This window comes from Labrenzia sp. PO1 (assembly GCF_012273635.1).
Classification (GTDB): Bacteria; Pseudomonadota; Alphaproteobacteria; order Rhizobiales; family Stappiaceae; genus Roseibium; species Roseibium algicola.
In genome coordinates this window covers 171,933-185,427 of record NZ_JAAXCR010000002.1, presented here as the reverse complement: position 1 = coordinate 185,427, position 13,495 = coordinate 171,933, and the positions used below count along the sequence as shown (strand labels likewise).

Here is a 13,495-nt window from a genome sequence, read left to right as displayed (position 1 = left end):
GCTTAACAGAATGCGTTGGTTCTTGCGCCTTTCGGCTCGCGATCACAAATAGCGAAGACCTTGTTACAGCAGGCCCCAGGACATCGGTGTGCCACGCTTGACATCATTCTTGACGGTTCTTCCAATCAAATTCTGTCTGTATTTGACCGGTAAGCCCAATCCAGGCCGGATCGAACGGAGATTGTCTTCGGTAAGTTCACCGCCTGCGGGAACATCCTTGACTATGTAAAGTGATCTGCGGTGGCTGAGAGATGTTTTTTCCTTGTCGCCGGCTCCGAAGCGTGGCGTACCGAGAGCTTTCCATGCAAGTTCGCTCTCCCGCACGAGCGCCCTCAATTCATCGGGCTCCAGCGAGAAGTCCGAGTCGACCCCGCCGTCGGCACGAGCAAGCGTGAAGTGTTTCTCGATCACTGTCGCTCCGAGCGCGACTGATGCGATCGGCACAGCCAAACCCATTGTGTGATCGGAAATTCCGACTTGACACCCGAAGGCATCTCGCAGAACCGGTATGGAGGCCAAATTCGCTTCTGCGGGATCAGCTGGATAGGAGCTGGTGCAACGCAGCAAAACTAGATCGCGGCAGCCGTTCTGACGCGCTATGCGTACGGTCTCGTCTATTTCAGCAAGAGTAGCCATTCCGGTCGAAATGATCACCGGCTTACCCGTCGCCGCGACCTTTGCGACGAGTTCAACATCGGTCATTTCGAAGGAAGCTATCTTGTAGGCGGGCGCATCGATGGATTCGAGAAAATCTACTGCCGTTGCATCAAACGCCGAGGAAAAGGCGACAATGCCTTTTTCCTTGGCGCGATTGAAAATCGGCTCATGCCATTCCAGCGGAGTGCACGCTTTCTGATACAGTTCGTAGAGATTTTCACCATACCACAGGCTATGCTTGTCCGAGATAACGAATTCGTCCTGTTGCACGTCAATAGTCATGGTGTCCGCAGTGTAGGTCTGCAGTTTGATCGCATGCGCCCCGTATTCGGCAGCACGGTCAACAATTTCCATGGCGCGTTCAATGCTATGATTGTGGTTGCCGGACATTTCGGCAATGACGAACGGCGATGCGTTTCGCCCAATAATACGACCTGCAATAGAAAATTCGTTCATTTGCAAAGACCTGTTTCAAACCATTTTCGTGTGCTGAGATACTGGGTATGGGCGATTTCACCACCCTGCAGTTTGGCTATTAGCATACGGCTCCTCGAAGTCAAATCTAGATCGAAACCGGGTTATACTCCGCCCACTGCAAGTTCGAATTAATCTAATTAGTATTTTTTTTGTCTTGACTTTCAGGTGAGTCGAACTTGACGGTTTGTCTATTGTTGCCGCCGTGGGAGATGCCCAGTTTGGGGTTCAACGCATAACAACATCCTTGAGAACTTCACCTACTGTTTCAACATTCGCGAGGCTCATTCCGGGATACAGTGGTAATGATAGGCACCGTGCGTAATAAGCGTCGGCACCCTTCAAATCCAATTCGCCCACCTTTCTGCTATAGTAGGGTTGACGGTGAATCGGGATATAATGAACCTGACTCCCAACGCCTCTGTCGCGCAGTTCCGACATTACTTGGCGTCTTGTCTTACCAATACTTTCGAAATCGATCATGCAAACCATCAGGTGCTGCACTGAACGCTCTGTGTTTGGCACCATGACAAATCGGAAGGCCTTATTTTGACCACTGAGTACGTTACGATAGTGCTTGGCTAATTTTCGCCTTTGTTCCGCGAAAAACGGCATCTTCTTCAGCTGCGAACGACCAAGTGCGGCTTGTAAATCGGTCAGGCGATAGTTGTAGCCGATATCTTGCATCTCATAGTACCAAGGATTGCTATATCCTTGGTCGAAAGCCAATTCTGTGTTCAACCAGGTTGTGGCGTCACGCGAGAGCCCATGACTGCGCATCAGGCGCATATTATTTGCGAGTTCTTCGTTTGAGGTAAACGTCACACCTCCTTCACCCGAAGTGATCGTCTTTACAGGGTGGAAGGATAGCGTCGCAAAATTGCTGTGCCGGCAGGCTCCGACCATATGCCAGTCTCCGTCTGGCCCGTCATAGCTGGTTCCAAGTGCGTGACAGGCATCTTCGACAACAGTTAACCCATGTTTGTCTGCGATCTGTCGGATTGATGCAACAGCTGCTGGGTGCCCTCCCATATGAACCACGAAAACTGCCTTCAGTTTCGAGCTGTCCGCCCGCGAAATGGCTTCCTCGAGATTTTCGGGGGTCATTAGACCGCTCTCGGGATCTACATCGCTGAATATGATCTCGGCTCCGCAAAAACGTGGAGCATTGGCGGTCGCGACGAACGAAATAGTCGGCACGATTACTTGATCACCAGGCTTCAAACCCATAGCAATCGACGCGAGGTGCAACGCGGTGGTGCCATTAGAACTGGCGACAGCGAACGGTGCTCCAGTATAATGACACAGCTCTTGTTCGAAAGCTTCGATTTCTGGTCCGGTTGTCAGAAAGTCGCTCTTCAAGGCCTTTGCAACGGCATTAATATCGTCATCATCGATGAACTGCCTACCATAAGGTAACATGTTCAGATCCTTTGCTCTTGCTACCGGAACCACTTCCGTTCATCTATGTCCAATGTCGAAAAACAATTATTCTTCAATCTGAAGCCGAATTGCTTCCACTACCCGATTACAGCCCTCTCCGTCACACAGTCGAGAAGAGTTCATGACCATTTCGTGCCATTTCCCTGGATCGGAAGTTATGCCTCTGATCGTCTCGGCTAAGTCATTTGCAGAAACTTCATTTACCCAACCTGCATATCTGCCAAATCCGTAATCGTCGACCATTCCAAGAAGACGAACCTGGTTACTGGCATTTGCCAGAACGACGACCGGTAGTCCGACCACTAGCCTCTCCAGCAACGTTGTACCGGCCGCTCCGATCGCGAGATCCGCATCGGCCATCAGTTGAGGAACCTGATCGCTATCAATATGTAATGTCACAGGAAGCGAGCTGTTCTTGATCCGCTCTCGAAGTTCATTAGCGTTAGCCGCAATCCCGCCAAGCAGTATGTCGACGTGCTCTACATCAACACCTGCTGAAGCCAACTCCTCGATAGCTGCCAAAGCGATAGCGCTGAAATTGTCACGGTCTGCACCGCCCATGGATACAAGATAACGCTTTGGAGCTGTCTTTGAGCGTTTGGTTACTAGGCTGCGATCGCGAACTCCTAAAAACCCGTCGCGCAGTATAGAAAAGGAAGTACCACATAATAGCTCGCAACCGTTAGGCACCAGTCCTGCATAGTCTGCGGCAGTTCGCCCAAGGTTCTGATCGATAAGAATATCGCAGTGATGGCGCCGGTCGGCGAGATCGTCGATAACAATAAGGCTGGACGCCATTTTACCTATACGGGACTGCCAGCGGTGGTCGATACCGTAATGATCGGTGATCACCACTATCCTGTTATCTTGAAGTCTGGAGACAGCCTCTGCGAACTCGTCGGCATCTGCAGCCCAGTTGCCGATCCAAGATTCATGCTGACCAGATGCCGGTGGCTCCGGGCGTTCCGATAGGGTAGAAACTTCAAAGCCGCTTGCACCTATCTGATCGATCAATGGTCCGGAATCTGGTCTAGTGATAAACATGCATATTAAGCCAGACTGATGCAATTTTTGCGCCAGCGTCAAACAACGTACAACGTGTCCGGAACCAATGATCGGTCCGCCGTCAACTCTAAACACGAACTTGGCGACAGGCATCGTCGGTTCCCATCCCGGCTAATTACTCTACCGCTTTATACGCCCGCGTTTTCTAGCAGTTCGACCATTCGTGCTACATCCAACTGGTCGGGATTGTTGTCACTTGAATAATAGAAGCGATCAGGCACATGCTTCGCATTGTGAGTTTCAGCATAGGACTTGCGGCCGTATTCATTGAATGCAGGCTCGATCGCGTAGCGGTCGCCGAGATCGACAGTGCTCCAGGAATCATCCTCGGAAATCATTACTTCGTGCAGTTTTTCGCCTGGACGGATGCCGATTATCTTGGTTTTCAGCCCTGGCGCGATTGCGTTCGCCATCAACATGATATTCACACTTGGTATCTTTGGAACGAAAATCTCGCCTCCCTTCATTAGGGAAAGGCTCGACTTTACAAACTCTACGCCGTCATCTAGCCGAATCCAAAAGCGTGTCATGCGCTCATCGGTAATCGGAAGTTCATCGCACCCATTTTCGATCAACTTGCGGAAGAACGGGATGACAGAGCCGCGAGAGCCCACGACATTGCCGTATCGGACAACCGAAAATCGCGTTTCTCGGTTTGAACCGACGAGGTTGTTGGCGGCAACGAATGTTTTGTCAGAGGCTAGCTTGGTTGCGCCATAGAGATTGATTGGGTTGCAGGCCTTATCGGTCGAAAGCGCAATGACTTTCTTCACTTCGTTATGAAGCGCTGCATAAACGACGTTTTCTGCGCCATGGATGTTGGTGCGAATGCACTCCATCGGATTGTATTCGGCTATCGGAACGTGCTTCAAGGCCGCCGCGTGAATGATCACGTCGATGTCACGCGTCGCCATTTGCAGGCGCATCCGGTCGCGTACGTCGCCGATAAAAAAGCGAAGGCAACTAAGTGTTTTTGAATCATATTCTTGTTCAAGGCTGGCCTTTAGGTCATACTGCTTAAGCTCGTCACGCGAAAAAATCACAAGCCGTTCAGGCTGGTGTTGATCAAGCAAATTCCGAATTAATTTTTGACCAAAGGATCCTGTCGCTCCGGTGATCAGTATACGTGAGTTTAGAAGATTCATTGTATTAACTCTACTTATGACGACTATCGGCTAAGTTCGGATAACTCTTTCATTCTGTTTTAGTGTTTAAGCATATCTTCTCACTGGAGAAAACATCTCAGCACCTGCAACACCTTAGTTGGGCCGGTACCATCTTTTGAGTTTCTTGGCAAACCACTTCTTTCACTTGACTGTTGATTAGCGGATATGACAGGAGACCTAGATCTCCTCCAATTTTGAGGTAAATTTCACGGCAATCAGGATGAAGGCCGAATTAAGCGGTGAGTGTAGAAAGACTAATAGTATATCGACAAATTGAGCGAGGGAGAATGCGGTAGGCAGGAAGTAGGTGCTTACAGGCGACCTGATTCTTTTGAGGGTCCTGCTTTGAGGTTAGCCCATTTTGATTGAAAAGTAGACGACGAAGTGATTCTGCTTCATCCGAAGAAGGGAATCTTGGTGTGTTGGAGCAGTATCGGGTTGGTAAATAGGTCTCTAAGCTTTGAAATAAATACGCCGTGACGCTGGATTGTACCATTAGCGTTTAAAGTATGACGGTGTCGAGCTTTCTGAGGCTAAACGGTTGAGGGCTCTTGTATTAAAGTAAGTAAAGTTCAAGAAACTGCTCGCGGCATGAGTTATGGTTGTATTGACGCGCAGCTAGATGATTAGAGATACTTCTGATGCTCAATTCAAAGAGGAAAGACGTGTTCTGGACAGCCGAGGCTATATGCTGTTCACAGGGGAGAGCTTGCTATTTGGGCTGTATCGATCCACGTGTCTAACGACGTCCATCGACTAGAGCCTACGATGTCGGATTGCGCCAGCATTTGAAGGAACTGGTTTCAGAGAGACGACGCTTCGGCTATCACTAGCTGCAAATTCTTAGAAGTAGAAATGGATGGGGCCAATTGGAGGAAGATTTTCAGAATCTGACAGAAACTAAGAGCCTTGATATGCCTTAGCGTGGCGGCCGGAAAACAGTTCTGGGAACGCAGACGCTCATGCCGTGCCACAGGCATCCAATCAGGGCAGGTTCCCCTAATTCGTCTCCGATGCCCTGAATCATGGGGCGAGTTCCATCCCCTTTATGTCAATAGCGACATCAGCTTGCAATGCCTCGCAACAGTAATCGATAAACGATCTCTTGCGCTTGCACGGTTCCCAAACTGGACGGTATCGCTGAGGGTCGTGAACGCTACCCTTTTATTGTTTTGCGGCCGCGAGAACAGCCCAGAATATGGGGCATACGCAATACTCAACGTCAGTAGGACCTAGTGGTGGAATGGTTCTACATCGCACGGGCAAGCCAATGCAGCATCGCTTTGCCAAAAACTTCAATGAACGATTAAGAGATGAATGCTGAAACTCTACGCATTGAGGTATTTGCAATGATGATCACAACTGTATACTGCAAGCTCGTTTCTCTAGTCTCAGTCTCAAGAGTTAAAAGGGGGGCAAGTCGATGACTGTAGGTGCTGGAGACACAGCGAGTCTCGGTGTTATTGGTGTCGGGAGTGACAATCCACCACTTAGGGTCTGTTGCTGAGTGAATCTTCTAAGTTTGTGCATTTTGATCAGACATTCTGTTGTAAAAAAGAATATTCCATTAGCCTTCAACTCCACATAGTGTCCCGGCGATCAAGTACGCAGTGCATTAAAATGCTCTGAATTAATCTTGGAGCAATTCTTTGATGAAAATCGGAATAAATACTTCTGGACTTTGGAAATTAAGACAAGCAATCGGGCTCATATCAGGCTATAGACTGCAACGCATATGGATGTTCTGCCACGGAGTGGATGCGCTAGCGGGCTGGGGTCATAAACAAACCGCAGCGCGCACCCGGAAGATAGCTGCTAAACGAAATTTTCCTTACTTAGCTTTCGAAGATGGATTTTTGAGATCTGTCAGACCTGGCAGGCAGGAAAAGCCGATCTCCCTGGTCCTTGATCGAACGGGTATCTATTACGACGCCCGCCAGCCAAGTGATCTGGAGTGTTTTGTTCGTCGGCGTTTTGCAAAGCCCATGCGGACGCAAGAGATCCACGATGCCATCGACTTGATCCGGTCCAAGCGGCTCTCGAAATACAACAGTTTCGATTTCTCGGACATTTCAGAGCTTTGTTTGCAATCTTCCGACCGCAGGGATCGGGTACTTGTTATTGATCAAACCGCCGGCGATGCGTCGATACCGGGGGCATTTGCGAAAGATGAAACCTTCCGCCAGATGCTGCAAGTCGCCATCCAGGAGAACCGCGACGCAGAGATCCTGATCAAGGTTCACCCGGAAACGATGATCGGGCGCAAGGCTGGGCATTTCACGCCTGAAGTCCTCCAGGCTCTCGCGCAAGTGGATGAGAATTGCGCCAAGGCCCTGACTGAAGGTCGGTTGCGTTTAACGCCGGAAGCAATCAATCCCTGGCCGCTTCTGGAGGCCTGTGCCAAGGTCTATTGCGTATCCAGTCAACTGGGGTTCGAAGCTATTCTTGCTGGCTGTGAGGTCCACACTTTCGGTGTTCCATTTTATGGAGGTTGGGGCTTAACCGTTGAGCGAAACCCGGTGAAATTGAACCGACGTCACCCGGTATCCCTGGAAGCAGTCTTTGCTGCACTTTATTTCGACTACAGCCACTACCTGGAACACGATCCTGTTCGGGAGATTTCCTTTGAAGAGGCGGTTTACCAACTGGAAGAACGAATCCAACTTGCACGTAGTGAGGCCTGAGGCTCAATCGCGCTCAAGAGTTCCGGAATGCAAAGTTAGACAGAGGTTTCACACATAGCATTGTCAGCGGCTGAAAAAGTTGCCTTCAGGAGCCAAGTTTTACGCGGGTGTAGACGAGCAGATTGTGGAATGTGGTTAGAATTGAATGGCTCATTGAGGCGCAAGAGCAGAGCATTTGATTAAATAGATCTCTGAATTGTAAGGGGCGGTTCCTAACATATATTATTTAATTCGTAATTTTTGCAATGAGAAGCTCTGCAAGATTGATAGTTTTTGCAATTACATGACGGTTTTCGGTTGTTTATCAGCTAAATTTCATTAGTTCCCTTAAGTAAGAATTCACGAAAAACGAAATAGGCTTTGGCAATGCTGGCTGGCTCAATATGTGGGGCCGGATTGCGGGTGTGGTGATGTCTGTCGCCAAAGAGAGCCGAGCTAATGACCATACGTCTCTGGTTGATCGTTCTTTCGTTGATTTCAAACGTTCTTGCCCTTGCCTTGCCACTCGCGCTTATTCAGGTTTACGACCGAATTCTCGCAAATCAGGCGGTTGGAACGGCATTCGTCATTTTTTCCGCCGTTGCACTGGCCATCTTGCTGGATGGTTTGGTGAAATATGCGCGCGCTTCAATCCTGGGGCGGCTTGCGGCGCAGGCGGAATATGAGCTGTCGTTCAAGACGGCCGAGAAGCTGCTCTCCATTGACGCAAACAGGCTCGGGCAGTTCAGCCCCGGGCGCATTCGCGAGCTGTTTACGGCTATCAACAGGTCCAACGATGTCCTGATAGGGCAATCGACGCTTGCCGTCTTCGATGCGCCCTTCGCGATCACCTTTCTCGTCCTGGTTTGGTTCCTGGGCGGGCCCACCGTGTTCGGGCCGTTGACGGTGGTCGTTGTCTTTGGCGCTCTGGCACTGTTTTCCGCCTACAGGCAGGCAAAGGCAGGCAAGGCCTTGTTCGAGGCTTCGGCCGATGAAACGTCACTTATCATGAATTGCCGCGAACACATTGACCGGCTCATTGCACGCGGGAAGCTGGGTGAGTTTGCCGGCAAGTTGCGCCTGCACGAGAAACGCAAGGCGGCAGCCCAGGAGACTTCGGAAAGCAGCCTTGCAGCCTCGCTCAACCTCAGTCAGACCGGCGGTCTGGCGACAACGGTTCTGGTGCTGGGTGTCGGTGCAATGGTCGTGCTTGCCGGTGACATGACGACCGGAGGGCTGGCAGCTTGTCTGATCCTCGGGCAAAGGGGTGTTGCCGGTCTTCTTGGTCTTGTGAATGCCTTTGCCCGGCACCGGGTTTCCGCATCCGCGTTCAAGACCATCCAGGACCTTCTTGCGTTGCCTTCTGCCCACTCTCTTCGGGGCACAGCAGTGGAAAGTGAAGGGAATATTGGTCTGCGATTTGACGTCGAGGGTTGCCGGGTTGTTTGCGAACCCGGACGATGCCTTGTCGTTCGTCCTTCGAATGGGCAGCAGGCTGCTGCAGTCTTTGCCCAACTGGTACATGCGCTGTCGGAAAATGACGCAGAGGGCACCGGCCCCCTAAAGAAGGCCGAGATTTTCGCGGCGGACGGAAAGTCTGTCTCTGCACTTAAGTGCCGCGTGTCCGTTTGCGATGAAGGGCTCACCGTCTTCAACGGAACGCTGCTGGAAAACATGACGGCCTTTGACAGCGAGGCGACCGGGCGAGCCGTGTGGTTGTCCGAGCAGCTCGGTCTGGCCGACGCGATCGGACGACTGCGCGACGGGCTGGAAACGCGTTTGTCTCCCGGTCTTGGTGTACCGCTGTCAGATGGGCACCTGAAGCGTCTCATGCTGGTTCGAGCTCTGGCAGGTGAACCTCAAGTCCTGTTGCTGAAATCTCCCTCCCTTTTTCTCGACGCGCGCGGCATTGATCAGCTGACCGGTCTTTTGAGGGCCCTTGATGGCAAGGTCACGACCATTGTGTTCGACAACGCCGCAGGGCTGGTCGAGCAGTTCGAAAACTGCGTGGATCTTCCCGTCCCACAAGTGCCGATGACGGAAGCCGCCGCATGAATGTTCAGTCCAAAGTGTCGGGAAGTTCCACAATGACTGCCGGATGGTCGAGCGATGATCCGGTTCAACGCACGGATCTTGAGAACGTCCTGCTGGCCGTTCTGACCGAGCTGGGCTGGCGCCGTTCCAGCGAAGTTCTGGGCGCGGCGATGTCACATGAAACCGGGCTGCAGTCGCTCGATGACGCCGCGATGGTGCTTGATCTTATCGATATCGGCGCAAGCGTTGAAGCGAAGTTGCCCGCCGCATGGCTGAGCGGACTGGACGGTGCCTTGGTCGTAAAGGACAGGGAAGGAGTACATGCGCTCGTCCGGGAGGACACACGCGAATTCTCGACATCTTCCGCAGGCCTCGACCGCGATCAGGTTCGCCGCCGCATAAGGAACGCCGGCAAGCTGCTATTTGTTCATAACCCGGAACACTCCGTCGCGACGGTCCATGCCATTTCGGTGCGCGCGCGGATGCGCAGGGTCGCCATGACGGCGCTGTTTCTGTCGCTCGTGCTCAATGCGCTTGCGCTGTTCATCCCATTCTTTTCGATGGCGATTTTCGACCGGGTTCTGGGGGCACAAGCCTCGGAGAGCCTGATCCCGCTGCTTTCTGGCGCAAGTGTCGTACTTCTTGCCATCGTGATTTTGCGGAGTATGCGGGCGAGAATCCTTGCGGCCGAATATGCGCGTCTGGTCGCGGTAATCCGCCTGATGTCGTTGTCGCGTATTTTGCGCCTGCCTCACGCAATTCGGCACAAGTTGGGTTTCGATCGGCTGCAAGGCAGGTTACAAACGACGTCGATGGGAGCAGAGGCCTTTGCATCTCAGAACACACCCGCCATCTTTGATGCCCCGTTTGTGCCGCTGTCGATTTTTGCGATTGCTTTTGTCGGCGGCTGGATGGCCATTGTGCCGGCAATTTATCTGACGCTGTTTTTCGCCTTGAGCTGGATCCTGAGCGAAACCAGGCAGAGCCTGGACCCGCAGCTTGAAAATGCAAATCAGAAGCGCGTTGAGGCCCTGACAGAGCTGAGTGCGAAGGCCGCGGTAATCCGGAACATCGATCATGGAAGGTCCTGGTTCACCAAGTTTGTATCCCTTGCCCGGCAGGCGGCTTTCGTGAAGCACCGACAGGCGCAGCGCTCTGCTGCCCTGCAGTCTCTTGCCTATATTCTTGGAACGGGCGCAGCCCTGACAACGCTTTGCGTCGGTATAGCCCTTGCCATGAACGGCACCATCACGGCAGGCGCGCTCATTGGAACAATGTTGCTGACATGGCGCGTCACAGGTCCTTCCCAGGCCTTTTTCCTGGCTATTCCGCGGTTGAAGGCGATCCGTCAGGCAATCTCGGGGCTCGAGCAGTCATTTTCCTGGGGAACGCCGCAGGCACAGCCTGCATCGCTCGAAAGGCTGGAGCAAGGCCCGCCGGAAGTCAGCGGGAAGGGCCTTTACCTGAAGTTCGACCAGAGTTCGGAGCCGGCCCTGACAGGCGTTTCGTTCAATTGTGCTCCTGGAACTCTCACGATTGTCATGGGGCCGAACGGCGCTGGAAAGTCGACACTTCTGAAAGTGATCTCCGGCCTTGTTCCTGCCCAGTCAGGGCGCCTGTCAATCAATAGCCGCTCGGTAAGCCAGTATGATCCAGACGACCTGGCGCGATCCACATGCCTTCTTCGGATCGGCGATTATCACGGCGAAACAGATGAAAAGGCCTTTGCGCAGCTGAGGGAAGAATGGCACTCGACTGCAGACAATGATGCAGCGGCAAATTGCCGGTTCATACTGCTGGACGACAGCACCGGCGCAGCAACGGCGGGAACCCGGAAGCAACTTCAAGAATTCCTGAAAGCAGCCAGGGGCAAGGCAACGATCTTCCTTGCGACGCACGACACAACCCTGGCCGAACTCGCGGACAACGCACTTATTCTGGACGATGGCGGCATGGCCTATTTCGGTCCTGTGAAGCCCACCAGTCAACCAATCGATCCGTCGGAGGACGCCAGCCGATGAAAGCGACCCATCTGGATAGTCAGTTTGAACTGAATGACGGCAAGGCGGTCAGGCTGACCAACATGGCTGCAGCCGTGATCGGCATCTGCCTGGTGCTGTTCATTGCGTGGGCCGTTGCGACGCCTGTTGATGAAGTTGCCAAGGCACGGGGCGTAATCGAACCGGTCAGCGAAGTGCAGCGCCTGCAGAGCGAACATGGTGGGGCGTTGGCAACACTGGTTGTGCGCAAGGGCGGGACGGTCGCAAAAGGTGACGTCATCGCGATATTCGACAATAGCGAGTTGAAGTCGGAGCTCCGTGAAGCGCAGACAAAATCACTTGCGCTGACGCTAGAGCGTGAGCGGCTGCTGGCGATCGTGGAAACAAGAACCCCTGAGTTCCAGAAAGCTGCCGCTCCTTTCACGGCACCGCCGGATCTTATTGCGGTCAAGAACGGGACGGCCACGGCACCTTCAACAAACCAGCGAACTGTTGAGGAACTCATCAACCGGGAAATGGCCGCTTTTGAGGCGAGGGTCGCCTTCCTGTCCAATGAAAGAGACGTCATCAATCGCCAGATAGCCGAAAAGGCGGCAGATGTCTGGGCAATTGATTCCGAACAACCTGCGATCGAGCGGCAACTCACCGTCGCCCGGGAGGAAACAGAAAGCCTGCGAGACCTGGTGGACCGAGGGCTTGCCGCGCGTCCTCAGCTGGTTGCGGCCGTGCAGGAAGAGGCGAGATATGAGTATGAGCTTTCGACCCTTTCAGGACGGCGCGCCGTTGCTGAAGCGCAGATTTCGGAGCTGCAGGAAAACCTCGAACGCGTCGGATTGAACGAGGCCTCCGAAGCACGCCAGCGGATTGCTGAAATCCACACGGAACACAGTGCGCTGGACGAACAAATGCAGCGGATCCAGAGGCGCTTGTGGTCAACAGAACTGCGCAGCCCGGTGGACGGATTTGTGCAATCGGTTCCCGAGACAATTGTCGGCCGGGTGATCGAACCTGGTGGGCTTGTGGCTGAAATCGTTCCACGGGACGTGGACTTGCGCTTCACGGCACAGTTGCCCCCTCGGGATGTCGGCTTTGTTTCCATAGGTCAGCCTGCCAAACTCAAGGTCGATTCCTTCGATTTCAGTCGCTACGGCTCTCTGACCGGCAAGGTGATCGAGGTTTCGCCAACAACGATCGTTGATGAGCGCGGAACCGCCTACTACGAAGTTCTGGTTTCCGTCCCCGTTACTCATTTTGGTGATGATCCGGGTCGCTATTCGCTTCTGCCGGGCATGACCGGTGAGGCGGATATCCTGACAGGCAAGAAGACAGTCTTCGAATACATCTGGAAGCCGATCTATACGAACCTGGATCTGGCGCTGAGCGAGCGGTAGGAGCACCGTGATGGCCGATCAACCGGACAAAAAAGCCACTTCGCAGGATCAGGGTAGCACGCCGGAGGAGATCAAGGATTCCAGGAAGATCCAGCCAGAAGAAGTTTTTGGATGGACGCCAACCTCGGAAGGAGAGGATACGCCCTCCGCCGAAACACAGTCGCTGGAGAATGAGGAGGAAGGGCGTCCAACGTTAAACGATGACGCGATAAACAGTCCGTCGCCGCGTCATGCCCAGGCCGATGCATCAGGTCAGGCTCACAGCGTTGCGCCTGCCACGCCAGCTGCCGGGCAACAGGCTGCACCGAGGAGTACCTACCAGGGTGAACATGCGGCGCCTGCATCAGGTCATCAAACCGATCTCCATCAGTCGCCGGGCGTGTCCCAACCTGGCTTTTCGGTGGGTGCGCCAGACGCCCCTCAAACGCTGCCACACTCTCATCCTTCGGTGGATGTGTCAGCTCTGCCGGACGCTCCTCCAAGGCCTCTTCCGCCGGTCGGTTCGCATACGTCGGTCGGAACACAACCTCCTTCCGGCAGTCAACCTCCTGCGGGAACACAGCCACCTGGCGGAACACAGCCACCTGGCGGAACACAACCAC

The 13,495-nt window shown here is 53.2% G+C and carries 8 protein-coding genes; 4 read left to right on the top strand and 4 right to left on the bottom strand.

Annotation, left to right across the window (positions count from 1 at the left end; all coding sequences use genetic code 11):
* Positions 1–63 precede the first annotated feature (63 nt).
* The 4 genes from pseI to pseB all read right to left on the bottom strand — a co-directional run bounded on the left by pseI (position 64) and on the right by pseB (position 4,784).
* Positions 64–1,113 (bottom strand): pseudaminic acid synthase, encoded by a 1,050-nt coding sequence (pseI, locus tag HCG46_RS08780; RefSeq protein ID WP_168685784.1) that lies wholly within the window; start codon positions 1,111–1,113, stop codon positions 64–66.
* Positions 1,114–1,359: 246 nt separating this feature from the next.
* On the bottom strand, positions 1,360–2,553 hold the full coding sequence (gene pseC, locus HCG46_RS08775) for a UDP-4-amino-4,6-dideoxy-N-acetyl-beta-L-altrosamine transaminase (protein ID WP_168685782.1): 1,194 nt from the start codon (positions 2,551–2,553) through the stop codon (positions 1,360–1,362).
* 66 nt (positions 2,554–2,619) lie between these two features.
* Positions 2,620–3,732, bottom strand: coding sequence for a UDP-2,4-diacetamido-2,4,6-trideoxy-beta-L-altropyranose hydrolase (gene pseG, locus HCG46_RS08770; protein WP_168685774.1), 1,113 nt, complete (start codon positions 3,730–3,732; stop codon positions 2,620–2,622).
* 35 nt (positions 3,733–3,767) lie between these two features.
* Positions 3,768–4,784 (bottom strand): UDP-N-acetylglucosamine 4,6-dehydratase (inverting), encoded by a 1,017-nt coding sequence (gene pseB, locus HCG46_RS08765; protein WP_139314019.1) that lies wholly within the window; start codon positions 4,782–4,784, stop codon positions 3,768–3,770.
* A gap of 1,673 nt (positions 4,785–6,457) precedes the next feature.
* Here pseB and HCG46_RS08760 point away from each other — a divergent pair.
* The 4 genes from HCG46_RS08760 (at position 6,458) to HCG46_RS08745 (ending at position 12,893) form a co-directional block, all read left to right on the top strand.
* Positions 6,458–7,489: a hypothetical protein gene (locus HCG46_RS08760; protein WP_168685772.1), complete on the top strand. Its 1,032-nt coding sequence runs from the start codon at positions 6,458–6,460 to the stop codon at positions 7,487–7,489.
* A gap of 438 nt (positions 7,490–7,927) precedes the next feature.
* Positions 7,928–9,523 (top strand): hypothetical protein, encoded by a 1,596-nt coding sequence (locus tag HCG46_RS08755; RefSeq protein ID WP_168685770.1) that lies wholly within the window; start codon positions 7,928–7,930, stop codon positions 9,521–9,523.
* Positions 9,520–11,523, top strand: coding sequence for an ATP-binding cassette domain-containing protein (locus HCG46_RS08750; protein ID WP_168685768.1), 2,004 nt, complete (start codon positions 9,520–9,522; stop codon positions 11,521–11,523). The genes HCG46_RS08755 and HCG46_RS08750 overlap by 4 nt, the downstream gene beginning before the upstream one ends.
* Positions 11,520–12,893, top strand: coding sequence for an HlyD family type I secretion periplasmic adaptor subunit (locus HCG46_RS08745; protein WP_023001593.1), 1,374 nt, complete (start codon positions 11,520–11,522; stop codon positions 12,891–12,893). The genes HCG46_RS08750 and HCG46_RS08745 overlap by 4 nt, the downstream gene beginning before the upstream one ends.
* Positions 12,894–13,495: the final 602 nt, after the last annotated feature.

Excerpts from the sequence above, each read along its gene's own strand:
- pseI (WP_168685784.1), bottom strand. The coding sequence starts at position 1,113 with ATGAACGAATTTTCTATTGCAGGTCGTATTATTGGGCGAAACGCATCG.
- pseC (WP_168685782.1), bottom strand. The coding sequence starts at position 2,553 with ATGTTACCTTATGGTAGGCAGTTCATCGATGATGACGATATTAATGCC.
- pseG (WP_168685774.1), bottom strand. The coding sequence starts at position 3,732 with ATGCCTGTCGCCAAGTTCGTGTTTAGAGTTGACGGCGGACCGATCATT.
- pseB (WP_139314019.1), bottom strand. The coding sequence starts at position 4,784 with ATGAATCTTCTAAACTCACGTATACTGATCACCGGAGCGACAGGATCC.
- HCG46_RS08760 (WP_168685772.1), top strand. The coding sequence starts at position 6,458 with ATGAAAATCGGAATAAATACTTCTGGACTTTGGAAATTAAGACAAGCA.
- HCG46_RS08755 (WP_168685770.1), top strand. The coding sequence starts at position 7,928 with ATGACCATACGTCTCTGGTTGATCGTTCTTTCGTTGATTTCAAACGTT.
- HCG46_RS08750 (WP_168685768.1), top strand. The coding sequence starts at position 9,520 with ATGAATGTTCAGTCCAAAGTGTCGGGAAGTTCCACAATGACTGCCGGA.
- HCG46_RS08745 (WP_023001593.1), top strand. The coding sequence starts at position 11,520 with ATGAAAGCGACCCATCTGGATAGTCAGTTTGAACTGAATGACGGCAAG.